We start from the raw sequence: 16,899 nt of genomic DNA on the forward strand, positions 1-16,899 counted from the left end.
CGGGACATGGCCAGCCTCAAGGAACTGAAGATCCGTATCGGGTCGGTTAAATCGACCCAGAAGATCACCAAGGCGAAGCAGATGGTCGCCGCCGCGAAGCTGCGCAAGGCGCAGGCCGCGGCTGAGGCTGCGCGCCCCTATTCCAGCCGCCTCGAAGCGGTCGTCGCCAGCCTCGCGTCGAAGATCGCCGGCGGTTCGGGCGAAGGCGCTTCCCCGCTGCTCGCCGGCACCGGCAAGGACAACGTGCATCTGCTGGTCGTCGCCAACTCCGACCGCGGCCTCGCCGGCGCGTTCAACGCGAATATCGTCAAGGCCGCCCGCGCCAAGGCGCAAGAACTGATCGACGCGGGCAAGACCGTCCGTTTCTACCTCATCGGTCGCAAGGGTCGCCCGGTCATCAACCGCACTTTCCCCGGCATGATCGTCGCCCAATATGACACGACGGGCGCCAAGGAGCCGGGCTATGCGCAGGCTGAAGCCATAGCGCACGAGCTGACCGACATGTATCTGAACGGCAAGTTCGACGTCGCGCACCTCTTCTTCTCGCGCTTCAAGTCGGCGCTCGCCCAGATCCCGACCGAGCAGCAGATCATCCCGGTCAAGATTCCCGAAGACGCCGACCGCAACGCCATCGGCGCGACGGTGGAGTATGAACCGAGCGAGGAAGCGATCCTCGACGACCTGCTGCCGCGCAACGTCACGGTGCAGATCTTCAAGGCGTTGCTGGAAAACAACGCGTCCGAACAGGGCGCGTCGATGACCGCCATGGACAATGCGACCCGCAATGCCGGCGACCTCATCAACAAGCTGACGATCCAGTATAACCGCAGCCGCCAGGCCGCGATCACCACCGAACTCGTCGAAATCATTTCGGGCGCCGAGGCCTTGTAAAGAAGGTGTTTGATGCTGCTATCTCTTCTTTTGGCTGCAAGTTCAACCGCGCTACCGTCAGCTGAGGAAGTGGGATCAGCCTTGGCGATATCTCGAGGCTGCAGAGATTTGGATGGCTATACAAATTGCAACCCGGAGCAGCCTGTAGGAGCGACTTTTAGAGAAGTTTTGTGCGTTGAATATGGAAGCGATAAAGATGGAGACATCATCGCCCGCTGCGTATTCAAAGGTGCGAGAGTGAAATTTTCCGGTAAGCGCCGAAAGCTTGAAGAGCTTGGCGATGGCTCAATTGATGTAATTTACCACGGCGACATCTGGTTGCCGGCACGCTGACAAAGAAGGCAAGGAAACGAAGCAATGGCAACCACCAACAATGTAGGCCGCATCTCGCAGGTCATCGGCGCTGTCGTCGACGTGACCTTCCCCGATGCGGTGCCGTTCATTCTCTCGGCGCTGGAAACCAGCAACAACGGCCAGCGCCTCGTTCTGGAAGTCGCCCAGCATCTGGGTGAGAACACCGTCCGCACCATCGCGATGGACTCGACCGACGGTCTGACCCGCGGTCAGGAAGTCATCGACACCGGCGCGCAGATCCGCGTTCCCGTCGGCCCGGCCACCCTCGGCCGCATCCTGAACGTCGTCGGCGAGCCGATCGACGAGCGCGGCCCGGTGGAAACCACCCTCTCCGCCCCGATCCACGCCAAGGCTCCCGAGTTCGTCGACCAGTCGACCGACGCGTCGATCCTCGTCACCGGCATCAAGGTCATCGACCTTCTCGCCCCCTATGCGAAGGGCGGCAAGATCGGCCTGTTCGGTGGCGCGGGCGTGGGCAAGACCGTGCTCATCCAGGAACTGATCAACAACATCGCCAAGGGCCATGGCGGCACCTCGGTGTTCGCGGGCGTCGGTGAGCGTACCCGCGAGGGCAACGACCTTTATCACGAATTTCTCGACGCCGGCGTTATCGCCAAGGACGCCGACGGCAACGCGATCAGCGAAGGTTCGAAGGTGGCGCTGGTCTACGGCCAGATGAACGAGCCCCCGGGCGCCCGCGCCCGCGTCGCCCTGTCGGGCCTCACCATCGCGGAATATTTCCGCGACCAGGAAGGCCAGGACGTGCTGTTCTTCGTCGACAACATCTTCCGCTTCACCCAGGCGGGCGCTGAAGTGTCGGCCCTGCTCGGCCGTATCCCTTCGGCCGTGGGCTATCAGCCAACCCTCGCCACCGACATGGGCGCCCTTCAGGAGCGCATCACCTCGACCAACAAGGGTTCGATCACCTCGGTGCAGGCCGTGTACGTCCCCGCGGACGACTTGACCGACCCGGCACCGGCGACTTCGTTCGCGCACTTGGACGCCACCACCGTTCTCAACCGCGCCATTTCGGAACTGGGTATCTATCCGGCGGTCGACCCGCTGGACTCGACCAGCCGCGTTCTGGAACCCCGCGTCGTAGGGCAGGAGCATTATGAAACCGCCCGCGCGGTTCAGGCGATCCTGCAGAAGTACAAGTCGCTTCAGGACATCATCGCGATCCTGGGCATGGACGAACTGTCCGAAGAGGACAAGCTGACCGTCGCCCGCGCCCGCAAGATCCAGAAGTTCCTGTCGCAGCCCTTCCACGTCGCCGAAGTCTTCACCGGCATCTCGGGCAAGTTCGTCCAGATCGAGGACACGGTGAAGTCGTTCAAGGCCGTGGTCGAAGGCGAATATGACCATCTGCCTGAAAACGCCTTCTACATGGTCGGCGGCATCGACGAAGCCGTCGAGAAGGCGAAGAAGCTGGCTGCCGAAGCCGCCTAAGCAACGCTCATGTCCCCCTCCCTCTTCATGGGAGGGGATTTAGGACTTCCCAAGAATGGCACTGCATTTCGAACTCGTGACCCCGGAAAAGCTCGTCCGCTCGGAAGAGGTCTATCAGGTGGTCGTCCCCGGCACCGATGGCGACTTCGGCGTGCTGGAGGGCCATGCACCCTTCATGTCGACCGTTCGCGACGGCGCGATCCAGATCTTCGCGTCGTCAGGCGCTGCACCGGAGGTCATTCCGGTTCGCGGCGGCTTCGCCGAGGTCAACGAAAAGGGCCTGACCGTCCTTGCGGAGCATGCGGGCTGACATCAGCCACAGCGACATATGCTACAGAAGGGCCGTGCTCCAATCCGGAGCGCGGCCCTTCTTTTTTTTGCGCGTTTCCATCCTGCCTTGCCCGGCAAGACGACCCGTCGCCATTAGGCATTTATCAAAGTTTCCGCCTTATTCACCTTTTCTAGCCACAGCTGTGCCCCAGTCATTTCGGCGGAGAATTATGAGCGCGTTTGGACGGAAAAATGGACCTGCAGGCATCAAGCCAGGTTTCGGCCTCGCCCGACCGATGCAGGGGGGCGCGCCCAGGGAAGAGGTCAAGGGCGGCGAGCAATTCCCGCCCCTGGACATGACCGCCATCCCGACGGAAGCGCCGCTCGACCCGCTTTCCGCGCCCACCGGCCAGATGCAGCGCAACGCCGACGCGATGCAGCGTCTGTCGGATCGCGCCAATGCCGAACATGCCGCCGATGCCGGACCCCAGGGCTTCGAAGCCTCGGTCCACAAGATCAAGGAGCAGGTGCTTCCCCGCCTGCTGGAACGTGTCGACCCCGAAGCCGCCGCCACGCTGACCAAGGATGAACTGGCCGAGGAATTCCGCCCGATCATCATGGAGGTGCTGGCGGAACTGAAGCTGACCCTCAACCGCCGCGAACAATTCGCGCTGGAAAAGGTGCTGGTGGACGAACTGCTCGGCCTCGGCCCGCTGGAGGAACTGCTGGCGGATCCGGACGTCAGCGACATCATGGTCAATGGTCCTGAGCAGACCTATATCGAAAAGAAGGGCAAGCTCCAGATCGCGCCCATCAAGTTCCGCGACGAAGAACATCTGTTCCAGATCGCCCAGCGCATCGTGAACAAGGTCGGCCGCCGCGTCGACCAGACCACGCCGCTGGCCGACGCCCGCCTGCCCGACGGCAGCCGCGTGAACGTGATCGTACCGCCACTGTCGCTGCGCGGCACGGCCATCTCGATCCGTAAATTCTCCGCCAAGCCGATCACCCTCGACATGCTCGCCCAATGGGGCGCGATGAGCCAGAAGATGTGCACGGCGCTCAAGATCGCAGGCGCCTGCCGCTTCAACATCGTCATCTCGGGCGGTACGGGTTCGGGCAAGACCACCATGCTCAACGCCCTGTCGAAAATGATCGATCCGGGCGAACGCGTGCTGACCATCGAGGACGCGGCCGAACTGCGCCTGCAACAGCCGCACTGGCTGCCGCTGGAAACACGCCCGCCGAACCTGGAGGGCCAGGGCGCGATCACCATCGGCGACCTTGTCAAGAACGCCCTGCGTATGCGCCCTGACCGCATCATCCTGGGCGAAATTCGTGGCGCGGAGTGTTTCGACCTGCTCGCCGCGATGAACACCGGCCATGACGGCTCCATGTGTACGCTCCACTCCAACTCCCCGCGCGAATGCCTGGGCCGTATGGAAAACATGATCCTGATGGGCGACATCAAGATCCCGAAGGAAGCGATTTCCAAGCAGATCGCCGACTCGGTCGACCTGATCGTGCAGGTGAAGCGCCTGCGCGACGGTTCGCGCCGCGTCACCAACGTCACCGAAGTCATCGGCATGGAAGGCGACGTGATCGTCACCCAGGAACTGTTCAAGTTCGAATATCATGACGAGGACGACAGCGGGAAGATCATCGGCGAATATCGATCCATGGGCCTGCGCCCCTACACGCTCGACAAGGCCCGGCAGTTCGGCTTCGACCAGCCTTTCCTGGAAGCCTGCCTGTAACGATCGGCGCCTCCAGTCGCTTCCAAGCGATCCGAACTGGCCGCCGACCCTGATATGCCGGGAAAGCAGGGAACCCGGATTGGGTTTGTAACAATGTGTTGCCGGCGGACATTTTCCGCTGGCCCGCTTGCGCAAGGCGCGCATCATCGGCACATCGGACGCTCTTCCCGCAAAGAGAGGAATGCCGATGAACCGACTAGCCCGCGCCGCCCTGCTGCTGACCGGCCTGTCCCTGCCGCTGCTTCCCCTCGCCGCCCAGCATGCCCAGCATCAGGCGAATGATCCGATCACCGCTGCCGTTGCCTCGTCCAGCCGCACGCCCGCCAACGTCGCCCGCGACATCTATCGCCATCCGGCCGAAACGCTCGCCTTTTTCGGCGTGAAACCGGGCCAGACGGTGGTCGAATATGCGCCCAGCGGCGGTTGGTACACGGAGATATTGGCGCCCCTGCTGCGCGAGAAGGGCAAATTCTACGCGCTTCAGCCGACCGGCCGCTACCTGGACAGGTACAAGGCGTTCCTTGCGGCAAAGCCCGCCGTCTATGACAAGGTTCAGCTGGTGCCCTTCCCTGACCAGACCAGCCTCGTTCCGGCCGGCAGCGTCGACACGCTGCTGACCTTCCGCAACGTCCACAATATGGTGATGAACGGAACCGAAGCAGCGACGTTCAAGGCCTTTTTCAACCTGCTGAAGCCGGGCGGCACGCTGGGCATCGTCGACCATCGCCTGCCCGAAACGCGCGATGTCGCGATGGAGAAGACGAGCGGATATCTCAAGGTTTCGACCATCCGCCATCTCGCCGAGGCCGCCGGCTTCCAATATGTCGGATCGTCGGAGGTCAACGCCAATCCCAGGGACAGCGCGGATTGGGAAAAGGGCGTGTGGACGCTCCCGCCGACCCTGAGCAATGGAGAGGTCGACAGGGCGAAATATCTCGCCATCGGCGAAAGCGACAGGATGACGCTCAAATTTCGCAAGCCGATGAAGTAGCGTCTCGCCCTGTACGGGGATAGTAGTTGCGCGCCGCATCTTCCCGGTTAAGGGGAAAAACGTGCCGCCCGCTTCCCCTTCCTGCCGTCCGCATCGTCCGTTCACGGCCATTGGCCTGCGACTGATAGCGGTCATCTGCCTGTCGATCATGTCGGTGACGATCAGGCTGGCCGACAGGCACGGCGTCCATTTGGTCGAATCGCTGTTCTACCGGCAGGCGCTGGCCTTGCCTGTGGTGTTCGTCTGGATTGCCACGACGACAGGCATCGGATCGATCCGCACGCGGCGCATCGGCGTTCATGCCACGCGCATGGCGATCGGCATGACCGGCATGGCGCTCAATTTTCTCTCCTATATCCTGCTGCTGCCGGCGGAAGCGGCCACCATCGGTTTCACCATGCCGATCTTCGGCACCATATTGTCCGCGCTGATCCTGCGCGAGGCGACGGGCATCCACAGGTGGAGCGCCGTTCTGGCCGGCTTTGTCGGCGTTCTCATCATGGTCCGGCCAGACGCCGGCCATTTCCCCGCCATCGGCGTGGCGGTCGCACTTGGCGGCGCGTTCATCACCGCCAGCGTCAGCCTGATCCTGCGCGAATTGGGGCGAACGGAAAGCGCCGGGGTGATCGTCTTCTGGTTCACCCTGCTGTCCCTGCCGCCATTGGGCGTGGCCATGCTGTTCTATGGTCAGGCGCATGATGCCGTCACCTGGGGACTGCTGCTGCTGATCGGCGTAGCGGGCGGGATCGCGCAAATCTGCATGACGGCCGCCCTGCGCCAGGCGCCGGTTTCGGTGGTGCTGCCGATGGACTACAGCGCGATCATCTGGACGACGCTGCTCAGTTGGGCGATCTGGGGCAATTGGCCGATGGTGACGACCTGGGTGGGCGCGGCGCTGATCATCGGAAGCGGCCTGTACATCGCCTGGCGGGAACATGTCCGCGCCAGGCGCATGGCTCCAGCCTAGAGCAGTTCCGCGTCCAGGCTGATTTCCGCCTTCAGCAGCTTGGACACCGGACAATTGGCCTTCGCTACGGCCGCCAGTTCCTGAAAACGGGCATCGTCCACGCCGGCTATGCTCGCCTTCAGGCTCAACCTGCTCGCCGTGATGGCAAAGCCGCCATCCTGCTGTTCCAGCGTCACGACGGCATTGGTCTCCATCTTCTCCGCGGTCAGTCCAGCTTCGCCCAGAATCAGCGACAGGGCCATGGTGAAGCAGGAGGCATGCGCAGCCGCGATCAATTCCTCCGGATTGCTGCCCGGCACGCCCTCGAACCGCGTCGCAAAGCCATAGGGATAGGCGTCAAGCGCGCCACTCTGGGTCGAGATCGCACCCTTCCCATCCTTCAGCCCGCCGCTCCATACCGCCGATCCGCTGCGATTGATCTTCATGATCGTCCTCCTGTCTGCCTGCCGAGCTCGGGGAACCCTGCCGGTCCCCCTGGGTTCGGTCACCATAGCGCGATTTTTTCGCAGGAGAGTGACAATGTCTGACATGGCGAGGGAAAATCATGGCGACCTGATCGCATCCGACCGGGTCGAGGGCACCACAGTCTATAACCGCCAGGGCGACCGGCTGGGCCATATCTCCAAATTCATGGTGGACAAGCGCAGCGGGCAGGTGCGCTATGCGGTCCTGTCTTTCGGCGGCTTTCTGGGCATGGGCACCGACCATTATCCGCTGCCCTGGTCGATGCTCAGCTACGACACGGACAGGGGCGGCTATGTAGTGGATCTCGCCCGGGACATATTGGACCAGGCGCCCCGGCATCTGCCCGACGAACGGCCGGATTACGACGACACCTATGGCCGCAGCGTGTTCCATTATTATGGGCTGATCTACCCCTGGTGAGGAACATTCGGGCAGCGTCCCGCCGCGCAAAGGAGGTAGCCGACGACGCCTTTGGCTAGATGAACGTCAGATGAATCGGGTTGCCTAGATTCCGACACATTTTGTCGCTTCCCCATTGTCTACTGGATAAATAGAATTATCTCTCCCTCGACAATAGGACGAGGATCTCACCATGGAGCGATTCGGACATTCGGGAGACGCGCGCCAGCCGGTCGTGCTGACCATTCCCGGCCTCAACAATAGCGGGCCTGGCCATTGGCAGACACTATGGGAAAAGACGCGGGGCGATTGCGAGCGCGTCGACCTGGGTAGCTGGGCCAGCCCCAGCCGCAACAGCTGGGTCACGCGGCTGGATGCCGCGATCCGGGCGGCGAACGGCCCGATCATCCTGGCCGCGCACAGCCTGGGCTGCCTTGCGGTCGCCTGGTGGGGCGCCCTGCAGAGCCAGGCCTATGGCTGGCCCGTGACAGGCGCGTTGCTGGTGGCGCCGCCGGATTGTGACCGGATGGAAACGCCCGAGACGATCGGCGGCTTCGGCCCCACACCGCGCGCGCAATTGCCCTTTCCATCGGTCGTCGTGGCGAGCCGCAACGATCCCTATATCTTCTTCGAACGCGCCCACAGCATCGGCAAGAACTGGGGCAGCAGCTTTGTCGACGCGGGCTTTTGCGGCCATATCAATGCGGATTCGGGTCTGGGCGAATGGCGCTTCGGCCAGGCGCTTCTCGACAAGCTGATCGACAATGCGCATGAGCAGGCCTCTGCAATGCGCCAGTTAAGGCCCGCCATCCCGCTCGCTCATCAGGAGCGACGATTGGCGGCATTGCGGGTCAACGGCTGAACTTTCTTCCAGGGCGCGACAAGGGAAACTTGAGCGCCCCTTATATTTGCTTTTTTGTCTATCGATACAGTTGAGATAAAGAGCAGCCAAGAGGTATTTATGAGTGAAAACCGATCGATCGAATTCGCCCGCAACGGCCACGGCGATGGGCAGCGCCACGACATAGCGGTCAGCATCGAAAGGGTGCGCAGCGTATTGGAGGCCCTTCGCTTCGGATCTGTCACGCTGACCGTCCATGATGCACGGGTGGTGCAGATCGACGTGACGGAAAAGACGCGCCTTACCGCCTGAAGCAAAGCGGGGGCGCAAGACTACAGGGTTGCTGAAAAAGGCCCGCCAAAGGGCTGAACAACAGGTGGCAAGGGGTGGGCCACATTTTCCATTCCCAGACCAGGGGCTTTGAGCGGATCACCGCAGAGGCCGCGATCAACATTCACCGGACATCCGGAAGGGGAATCATCATGATTGCGCGTTATCTGTTGCTCGCCAGCGTGGCGGGCGCATCCATCATCGCGTCCAGCGCACAAGCGCAGGATGCGTCTCAAACCTCTCCGCAATCCGCGGCGGACAGCGCAGAACAGGCATCCAGCGCCCGCGGCGAAGTGATCATCGTCACCGCCCGACGCCGCGCCGAAACCGCGCAGGAGGTGCCGCTGGCGATCTCCGTCGTGCGCGGCGACAGCATCGAAGCGACCGGCAACTTCAACGTCGTGAAGCTTCAGCAACTCGCCCCGACGCTCCAGGTCTACACCACCAACCCGCGCAACACCTCCGTCAACATCCGTGGCCTGGGCGTACCGTTCGGCCTTACCAGTGACGGGTTCGAACAGGGCGTGGGCATCTATGTCGACGACGTCTACAACTCGCGCGTCGCCGCCGCGACTTTCGACTTTCTCGACGTCAACCAGGTCGAAGTGCTGCGCGGCCCCCAGGGCACGCTCTACGGCAAGAACACGACCGCCGGCGCGATCAACATCACGACCAACCAGCCGACTTTCAATTTCGAGGGCCGCGCCGAACTCAGCGTTGGCAATCTGGGCCTCAAGCAGGCGAAAGCCGCCGTTTCGGGACCGCTGTCGGACACCATCGCCGCGCGCATCGCGATCGCCTCGACCAGCCGCCGCGGCACGATCTACAATGTGACGTCGGACCGCTGGATCAATGAGCAGGACAATCTGGGCATTCGCGGCCAGCTGCTGTTCCAGCCGAACGATGACTTCAGCCTGACCCTGTCAGGCGATTACAGCCGGCAGAACCCGGAATGCTGCGGCACCGTCTTCGTGCGCGTCGGCACGACGCAGCGCCCGCTCACCCGCCAATATGACGCGCTCGCCGCCGCGCAGGGCTATGTGGTCCCCAGCCGCAATCCCTATGACCGCCTGACCGACCTTGATTCGGAACTGAACGCGGGCAACAAGATCGGCGGCGTCTCGGCCCGCATCAAATGGAATGTCGGCCCCGGCACGCTGACGTCGGTCACCGCCTGGCGCTTCTGGGACTGGAAGCCCGCGAACGACCGCGACTTCACCGGCCTGCCGATCGTCTCGCTGTCGCAGAACCCGTCGCAGCAGGACCAGTATAGCCAGGAATTCCGCTATAATTACGAAAGCAGGAAGGTCGACTTCGTCGTCGGCCTGTTCGGCTTCAAGCAGCGGATAGACACGCAGGGCACAGAACAGCAGGGCGCTGCAGCCAGCAAATGGAACCTCACGGGTGCGAATGCGAACAACCCGAGCATTCTGCAGGGGTTGACCGCAACCAACACGCAATGGCTGAAGAGCGAAAGCGCGGCGCTGTTTGGCCAGCTTAGCTGGAAAGTCACCGATGCCCTGACCATTCAGCCGGGCGCGCGCCTCAACTATGACAAGAAGTCGGGCTTCTATCAGCGGGTCGTGACCACCGGTACGGGTGCGGTCATCACCAGCTGCGCTCCCTCGGCAACGGCTGGCAATCCGGTGCTGACCGCCCAATGCGGCATCTACCAGCCGCAGGTCAGCGCACCTTCCGACAGCGCCTGGAACTTCACCTACGACTTCAACGTCAACTACAAGATCGCGCCCGACATCCTGGCCTATGCGACCTATGCCAAGAGCTTCAAGACGCTGGGCATCAATCAGAACGGCCTGCCGCTCAATTCCGACAACACCGTCAACTATGCCGCCGGCACGGTGAAGCCGGAATCGGTCAATCATTTCGAAGTGGGCCTCAAGACCCAGTTCTGGAACCGTCGCGCGACCTTCAACCTCACCGCCTTCCGCACCGAGATCAAGGATTTCCAGGCGACGGTGAATGGCGGACAGTTCGGCACGACGCGCGGCTATCTCGCCAATGCCGACAAGGTCCGGTCGCAGGGTATCGAGGCCGACTTCAAGATCGTCGCCAGCGACCGCTTCACCGCTTATGCGAACGGTGCCTATACCGACGCCAAATATGTGAAGTTCTGCAACGCGCCGCCACCGCCGGAACTGGCTGGCGGATCAAGCACTGGCATAGTGGTGACCGACCGTTGCTCCTACACCGGCACGCCTGGCCCCGCCGCTACGGCCAGCCAGGTCAGCCCGCCCTTCGTCGACATTTCCGGCGAGCGTCTGCCCGGCGTGTCGAAATGGGCCTTCTCCTACGGCGCGGAATATAATATTCCGCTGACGTTGCTCGACAAGGACGGCCAGCTCTATGTCGGCGTGGACGGCAACTATCGTTCACACTGGAACTCCAACGCCACGCCGTCGATCTATACGGAGGTGAAGGGCTACGCCCTCACCAACTTCCGCGCCGGCTTCCGGGGTGACGGCTTCGATGTCTTCGGCTGGGTCCGAAACGCCTTCGACGTCAACTATATCGACAATCTTCAGGTAGCCCCCGGCAACACCGGCCTTATCGCCGGCACGCCCGGCGACCCCCGGACCTGGGGCGGAACGATCAAATTTTCCTTCTGAACTTCTAGACACTCAAGCGAGGTTCACCCCCTGCGGGAGCGACACGGCCCTGTCGCTCCCGTATTTTTGGGTGGTGCTCCTGTGAAGACATGGGCGATTTCCGGTCAGCTGGCATCATCTGACGGTCGGGAAATCGGCATGGAAGGAAACAAGAGAGCGATCGGCCTCATCCAATCAGATCGAAAAACCCCACTTATGCCAAATATGTGGCATGATTTGCGCCCCGCGCCCCGCTGCGTTACAGCGCAGCCATGTCCACGACCTTCACGCTCGACACGTCGACCAGCCGCGCCAATCCGACGCCCGCGCCGATGAAGCGCCTGACGGTGCCCGCCATCCAGCGCCGCAAGTTCGAAGGGAAGACGCAGGAACCGCTGGTGATGCTCACCGCCTATACTGCTCGCCAAGCGCAACTGCTCGACTCGCATTGCGACATGCTGCTGGTGGGTGATTCGCTGGGGCAGGTGATCTATGGCCTCCCCTCCACCCTGCCCGTCACGCTCGACATGATGATCGCCCATGGCGCCGCCGTGGTGCGCGGCAGCTATCACAGCGTCGTGCTGGTCGACATGCCCTTCGGCAGCTACGAAGCCTCCCCGCAACAGGCCTTTGCCAGCGCCAGCCGCGTCATGGCGGAAACTGGTTGCGCGGCCGTCAAGCTGGAAGGCGGGGTCGCCATGGCGGAAACCATCAGCTTCCTCAGCCAGCGCGGCATTCCGGTCATGGCGCATATCGGCCTCACCCCGCAGGCGGTAAACGCGCTGGGCGGCTATGGCGCGCGCGGCAAGAGCCAGGAAGAGCATGCGAAGATCATCGCCGACGCCCGCGCCGTGGCGCAGGCCGGCGCCTTCGCCATGGTGCTGGAGGGCGTGATGGAAGACATCGCCATCACCGTCACCGACAGCGTCGACGTGCCGGTGATCGGCATCGGCGCTTCGGCCCATTGCGACGGGCAGGTGCTGGTGGCGGAGGACATGCTGGGCATGTTCGATCGCGTGCCCCGCTTCGTGAAGCGCTATGAAAATATCGCGGAAACCATCGAAAAGGCCGCTGCCCAATATGCGGCGGATGTCCGAAACCGGCACTTTCCAACCGAAGATCAGGTCTATCGGCCCAAAAAGTGATTTGCGCGAAGCAATAGCGCCGCTAATGATCGCGCCTTCCGCCTGCCTTTTCTGATGAATTTCTGGAGACCCAAGTGGCCCTGACGCCGCAAAACAGCGAAGCCTTTATGCGCGAGGTCGACGAGGCCGTCCGGCAGGACCAGTTGCTGACCTTCTGGCAGCGCTTTGGCCGCTGGATCGTCGCGGCGGTGATCATCGGCCTCGCTGCCTTCGGCGGCTGGCTCTATTGGCAGCATTATACCAGGACGCAATCGCAGGCGGTGTCCGAGGAAATGGACAAGGTGATCGCTACCGCCGTCGGCGGCGGCACCCCCGATGCGAAGGAACTGGACAAGCTCACCCAGGCGAGCCAGCCCGGCTTTCGCGCCTCCGCTCTGCTGGTGAAGGCGGGCGCCGCCGCGCGCAAGGGCGACAGCAAGGCTGCGATCGCCGCCTATAAGGCGATGGCCGATGACAGTTCGCTCGACCAGCCCTATCGCGACCTCGCCCTCATCCGTCAGACCACGCTCGAATATGAAAGCCTGGCTCCGCAACAGGTGATCGACCGGCTGAAGCCCCTCGCCGTGGAGGGCGCGCCCTGGTTCGGCAGCGCCGGGGAACTGGTCGCCATCGCTTATATGAAGATGCGCAAGCCCGACCTTGCCGGGCCGCTGTTCGCCGCCATGGCGAAGGACAGGAACGTGCCCCAGTCGATCCGTTCACGCGCGCGACAGATGGCGGGCTTATTGGGTGTGGACGCAGTCGAAACGCCGGTTGTGGCCGGACAGGAATGATTGGGCGCATGGGAATGCACAGCATGACGAAATTTTCTGGCGCCAGCCGCGCCCTGACCGTTGCCATGATGATCGCCCTGCTCGCAGGTTGCGGCATTGTTGGCGGCAAGAAGGGCGGGCCCAAGACCCCCGTGGTCGGCAAGCGCACCTCGATCCTCAGCAATGAACAGGGGGTGGAGGTCGACCCGACGCTGGCCGACGTGCCGGTGACCCTGCCCGAACCCTATGTGAACGATCAATGGTCGCAGCCGGGCGGCAGCCCCGCCAAGACCATGGGCAATCTGGCGCTCGGGGCGTCCCCCTCGCAAGCCTGGACCACCTCCATCGCCGGCAGCACGCCCCAGGCCCGCCTGGCGTCCAGTCCGGTGGTCGTGGGCAGCAAGCTCTATGTGATCGACGCTGACGCGCGGGTAATCGCCTTCGACGCGAACAGCGGCGCGAAGCTCTGGCAAACCGCCCTCCCTGCCGAAGGCAGCGGCCGCGCCCTGTTCGGCGGCGGCGTCAGCGTGGTGGACGGAAAGCTCTATGCCAGCACCGGCGTCGGCGATGTCGCCGCGATGGATGCGAATACAGGCGCTGTCCTGTGGAAGAAGCGCCCCGGCGGCCCGCTGCGGGGCGCGCCAACGCTCGCCAACGGCCATGTCTATGTGATGGGCCAGGACAATCAGATCTTCGCCCTCAACCAGAGCGATGGCGAAGTGCAGTGGACGGACAGCGGCACGCTGCAGGTCACCGGCATTTTCGGCGTCGCCGCGCCGGCCGCCGCGCAGGGCACGGTGATCGCGGGCTACAGTTCGGGCGAACTCACCGCCTATCGTTATGAAAATGGCCGGACGCTGTGGGGCGATGCGCTTTCGCGCACCAGCATTTCCACGGCCGTCGCCACTCTCACCGACATTGATGCTGATCCGGTTATCGATCGCGGCCGGGTGTTCGCCATTGGTCAGGGCGGCCGCATGGCGAGCTATGAACTGGTGAGCGGCCAGCGGCTTTGGGAAATCAACATCGCCGGCATCTCGACGCCTGCGGTCGTGGGCGAATGGGTGTTCGCGGTGACCAGCGACGCCAAATTGCTCTGCGTCGCCCGCGCCACCGGCAAGATCCGCTGGATCAGCCAGCTTCGCCGCTGGCAGAAGGAAAAGAAGAAGGACAAGGCCATCCGCTGGAGCGGACCGGTGCTGGCTGGCGGCCGCCTGATCCTGGTATCGACCCATGGCGACCTCAACTATGTCGATCCGACGACCGGCAAGGTCCAGGCCGAAGTCGACCTGAAGAAATCCATGTCGCTGTCGCCGGTCGTCGCGAACAACACGCTTTATATCCTGGCGGACGATGGAAAGCTGACGGCGTTTCGCTGACGCCATCGATAATGCTAGATAACCGTGCTCCTGCGGAGACGGGAGCCCAGTTCCAACGCCTGGACTGGGCTCCCGTCTCCGCAGGAGCACTCATAGTTTAAAGGAACAGGGCCTCTCATGCTGCCCACCATTGCCATTGTCGGGCGGCCCAATGTGGGCAAGTCCACCCTTTTCAACCGGCTCGTCGGCAAGAAGCTGGCGCTGGTCGACGACCAGCCCGGCGTGACCCGCGACCGGCGAGAGGGGCAGGCCAACCTGCTCGGTATCGATTTCACGATCATCGACACCGCCGGTTATGAGGATGAAGATCCGCAGACGCTGCCCGGCCGGATGCGCATGCAGACCCAGGCGGCGGTGGAAAATGCCGACGTAGCGCTGTTCGTCGTGGACGCCCGCGCAGGCGTGACTCCGCTGGACGAGGAAATCGCCCGCTGGCTGCGCGAAGGCGACGCGCCCGTCGTGCTGATGGCCAACAAGGCAGAGGGCAAGGCGGGCGACGACGGCGTAATGGAAGCGTTCAGCCTGGGCCTGGGCGATCCCATCCCCTTTTCCGCCGAACATGGTCAGGGCCTGGCCGACCTTTTCCAGGCTCTCCTGCCCTATATCGACCGCGAGGAAGAGGAGGAGGAGGCCGAACCCGATGAAGCCGACATCGAATCCGCACCGCTCAAACTGGCCATTGTCGGCCGCCCCAACGCGGGCAAGTCGACCCTCATCAATCGCCTGCTGGGCGAAAACCGCCTGCTGACCGGCCCGGAAGCGGGCATCACCCGCGACAGCATCGCGGTCGATTGGAAATGGACCAGCGCCGACGGCCAGGAACGCCCGGTCCGCCTGATCGACACCGCCGGCATGCGCAAGCGCGCCAAGGTGCAGGACAAGCTGGAAAAGCTGGCGGTTTCGGACGGCCTGAACGCTGTGAACTTCGCCGAAGTGGTGGTGCTTCTGCTTGACTCCACCCGCGGGCTGGAGGCGCAGGACCTGCGCATCGCGGACAAGGTGATCGAGGAAGGCCGCGCCCTCGTCATTGCCCTCAATAAATGGGATACGGTGGAAAACGGCTCGGCGCTCTATCAGGGCATCAAGCAGGCGTTATCCGACGGCCTCGCGCAGATACGCGGCGTACCGATCATGACCGTCTCAGCCTCCACCGGCAAGGGACTGGACGATCTCATCCGCGTCGCCTTCGAAACACGCACCGCCTGGTCGCAGCGCGTGTCGACCGGAATCCTCAACCGCTGGTTCGAACGCGCGCTGGAGGCCAATCCGCCCCCTGCTCCCGGCGGAAAGCGGATCAAGCTTCGCTACATCACCCAGAACAAGACCCGCCCGCCGACCTTCGTGCTGTTCGGCACCCGGCTGGATGAGCTGCCGGAAAGCTATCGCCGCTACCTCGTCAACGGCATCCGCAAGGAACTCGGCTTTGGCGCCGTGCCGGTGCGCCTGACGCTGCGCAGCGCCAAAAATCCCTATGCCAGCAAGTGAGACCGTGCATATCGATGCCAGGGGGATGAAATGCCCCTGGCCCGCCCTGCGCGTGGCAAGGGCGATGCGTTCGGGACATGCGGTCACGGTGGAGGCCGACGATCCGATCGCGCCGGCGGAACTGGAGGCTTTGGCGCGGCAGCAGGGCTGGCAATTCACCGCCACTGGTGCCTCGCTTTTCGAGATTTCCAGATCGCCATGACGCCCGTGGGACGGCACTGGATTATATGGGGCTTTCGATCTTTCGCGACTTAACCCCCTATTTACGCTCTTCTTCTATGCTGCCCCCGGCAAGGCAGGGAGTGTCAGGGTGTCATATCAAGAGGCCGAACTGGTCAATTGGACGGATTTTGCCAAATCCCGTTCGGAGTTGGGCACCGCCTTCCTCCGTATCCTGGGCTATTTCCGCGAGGATGGCGAAAAGGCGATAAGCGCGATCGAAGAGGCATTTCGCGCCCGCAACGCCGCTGCACTGGTCACCCCGGCGCACACGCTGAAGGGCGAGTCGGGCCAATTCGGCGCCTATCGACTGAGCGTCCTGGCCGAGAAGATAGAGATGGTCGCTCGCCGCTGCGTCGAGAGCCGGGAAGGGCCCGATGAACTGATCGAGGACGTGGTTGCGCTGCGCCCTTGTTTCACCGAGACGATGGCGCTGCTCGACCGCGACGCAAATCCACTCGTCGCGCGCCGCCCGCAGGGCTTTGGCAGACGCGTCGACAGTCCCGCCCCCGGATTCGGCCGCGCCGCGGGTTGATTGCGCGGTCAGGCAGGCGCAGGCGCCGGACCATGCGTGGAGCGATTTCCACTCGGATCGCATC

General features: G+C 63.1%; 18 protein-coding genes. 17 read left to right on the plus strand and 1 reads right to left on the minus strand.

All coding sequences use genetic code 11. The annotated features are described in order from the left end of the window. Positions 1 to 6: 6 nt before the first annotated feature. The 7 genes from MRBLMA1_RS12865 to MRBLMA1_RS12895 all read left to right on the plus strand — a co-directional run bounded on the left by MRBLMA1_RS12865 (position 7) and on the right by MRBLMA1_RS12895 (position 6,679). Complete coding sequence (locus MRBLMA1_RS12865) at positions 7 to 891, plus strand: F0F1 ATP synthase subunit gamma (RefSeq protein WP_363737224.1); 885 nt, start codon at positions 7 to 9, stop codon at positions 889 to 891. A 12-nt stretch (positions 892 to 903) separates the two neighbouring features. Then, positions 904 to 1,224, plus strand: a complete 321-nt coding sequence (locus tag MRBLMA1_RS12870) for a hypothetical protein (protein WP_363737225.1) — start codon at positions 904 to 906, stop codon at positions 1,222 to 1,224. 24 nt (positions 1,225 to 1,248) lie between these two features. Then, entirely contained in the window at positions 1,249 to 2,694 is a 1,446-nt protein-coding gene (gene atpD / locus MRBLMA1_RS12875) for a F0F1 ATP synthase subunit beta (RefSeq protein ID WP_363737226.1), read from the plus strand. A gap of 55 nt (positions 2,695 to 2,749) precedes the next feature. Then, positions 2,750 to 3,004: an ATP synthase F1 subunit epsilon gene (locus MRBLMA1_RS12880; protein WP_133652903.1), complete on the plus strand. Its 255-nt coding sequence runs from the start codon at positions 2,750 to 2,752 to the stop codon at positions 3,002 to 3,004. 190 nt (positions 3,005 to 3,194) lie between these two features. Beyond that, complete coding sequence (locus tag MRBLMA1_RS12885) at positions 3,195 to 4,721, plus strand: CpaF family protein (RefSeq protein WP_363737227.1); 1,527 nt, start codon at positions 3,195 to 3,197, stop codon at positions 4,719 to 4,721. Between the two features lie 187 nt (positions 4,722 to 4,908). Beyond that, complete coding sequence (locus MRBLMA1_RS12890) at positions 4,909 to 5,712, plus strand: class I SAM-dependent methyltransferase (protein WP_363737228.1); 804 nt, start codon at positions 4,909 to 4,911, stop codon at positions 5,710 to 5,712. Between the two features lie 61 nt (positions 5,713 to 5,773). Continuing rightward, on the plus strand, positions 5,774 to 6,679 hold the full coding sequence (locus MRBLMA1_RS12895) for a DMT family transporter (protein ID WP_363737229.1): 906 nt from the start codon (positions 5,774 to 5,776) through the stop codon (positions 6,677 to 6,679). On the opposite strand, the gene MRBLMA1_RS12900 is transcribed toward MRBLMA1_RS12895, so the two are convergent. Then, entirely contained in the window at positions 6,676 to 7,104 is a 429-nt protein-coding gene (locus MRBLMA1_RS12900; RefSeq protein WP_133652899.1) for an OsmC family protein, read from the minus strand. The genes MRBLMA1_RS12895 and MRBLMA1_RS12900 overlap by 4 nt on opposite strands. 94 nt (positions 7,105 to 7,198) lie before the next feature. Here MRBLMA1_RS12900 and MRBLMA1_RS12905 point away from each other — a divergent pair, with 94 nt between their 5' ends. The 10 genes from MRBLMA1_RS12905 to MRBLMA1_RS12950 all read left to right on the plus strand — a co-directional run bounded on the left by MRBLMA1_RS12905 (position 7,199) and on the right by MRBLMA1_RS12950 (position 16,835). Next, the gene (locus MRBLMA1_RS12905; protein ID WP_363737230.1) at positions 7,199 to 7,564 is read left to right on the plus strand and encodes a PRC-barrel domain-containing protein; all 366 of its coding nucleotides are present in this window, start codon (positions 7,199 to 7,201) and stop codon (positions 7,562 to 7,564) included. A 172-nt stretch (positions 7,565 to 7,736) separates the two neighbouring features. Further along, positions 7,737 to 8,405 (plus strand): RBBP9/YdeN family alpha/beta hydrolase, encoded by a 669-nt coding sequence (locus tag MRBLMA1_RS12910; RefSeq protein ID WP_363737231.1) that lies wholly within the window; start codon positions 7,737 to 7,739, stop codon positions 8,403 to 8,405. A gap of 99 nt (positions 8,406 to 8,504) precedes the next feature. Next, positions 8,505 to 8,696 carry a YezD family protein gene (locus MRBLMA1_RS12915; protein WP_363737232.1) on the plus strand — a complete coding sequence of 64 codons (192 nt, stop codon included), beginning with the start codon at positions 8,505 to 8,507 and terminating at the stop codon, positions 8,694 to 8,696. 170 nt (positions 8,697 to 8,866) lie between these two features. After that, entirely contained in the window at positions 8,867 to 11,341 is a 2,475-nt protein-coding gene (locus MRBLMA1_RS12920; protein ID WP_363737233.1) for a TonB-dependent receptor, read from the plus strand. 251 nt (positions 11,342 to 11,592) lie between these two features. Next, positions 11,593 to 12,465, plus strand: coding sequence for a 3-methyl-2-oxobutanoate hydroxymethyltransferase (gene panB / locus MRBLMA1_RS12925; RefSeq protein WP_363737234.1), 873 nt, complete (start codon positions 11,593 to 11,595; stop codon positions 12,463 to 12,465). A 74-nt stretch (positions 12,466 to 12,539) separates the two neighbouring features. Beyond that, entirely contained in the window at positions 12,540 to 13,238 is a 699-nt protein-coding gene (locus tag MRBLMA1_RS12930) for a tetratricopeptide repeat protein (RefSeq protein WP_363737235.1), read from the plus strand. Between the two features lie 14 nt (positions 13,239 to 13,252). After that, complete coding sequence (locus MRBLMA1_RS12935) at positions 13,253 to 14,596, plus strand: PQQ-binding-like beta-propeller repeat protein (RefSeq protein WP_414714731.1); 1,344 nt, start codon at positions 13,253 to 13,255, stop codon at positions 14,594 to 14,596. A gap of 117 nt (positions 14,597 to 14,713) precedes the next feature. Further along, entirely contained in the window at positions 14,714 to 16,081 is a 1,368-nt protein-coding gene (gene der / locus MRBLMA1_RS12940) for a ribosome biogenesis GTPase Der (RefSeq protein ID WP_133652891.1), read from the plus strand. Continuing rightward, on the plus strand, positions 16,068 to 16,283 hold the full coding sequence (locus tag MRBLMA1_RS12945) for a sulfurtransferase TusA family protein (RefSeq protein ID WP_363737237.1): 216 nt from the start codon (positions 16,068 to 16,070) through the stop codon (positions 16,281 to 16,283). Before der ends, MRBLMA1_RS12945 begins: the two co-directional genes overlap by 14 nt. A gap of 108 nt (positions 16,284 to 16,391) precedes the next feature. Further along, positions 16,392 to 16,835: an Hpt domain-containing protein gene (locus MRBLMA1_RS12950; RefSeq protein WP_133652889.1), complete on the plus strand. Its 444-nt coding sequence runs from the start codon at positions 16,392 to 16,394 to the stop codon at positions 16,833 to 16,835. The last annotated feature ends 64 nt before the right edge of the window (positions 16,836 to 16,899 follow it).

Source organism: Sphingobium sp. LMA1-1-1.1 (assembly GCF_040676365.1).
Taxonomy (GTDB): Bacteria; Pseudomonadota; Alphaproteobacteria; order Sphingomonadales; family Sphingomonadaceae; genus Sphingobium.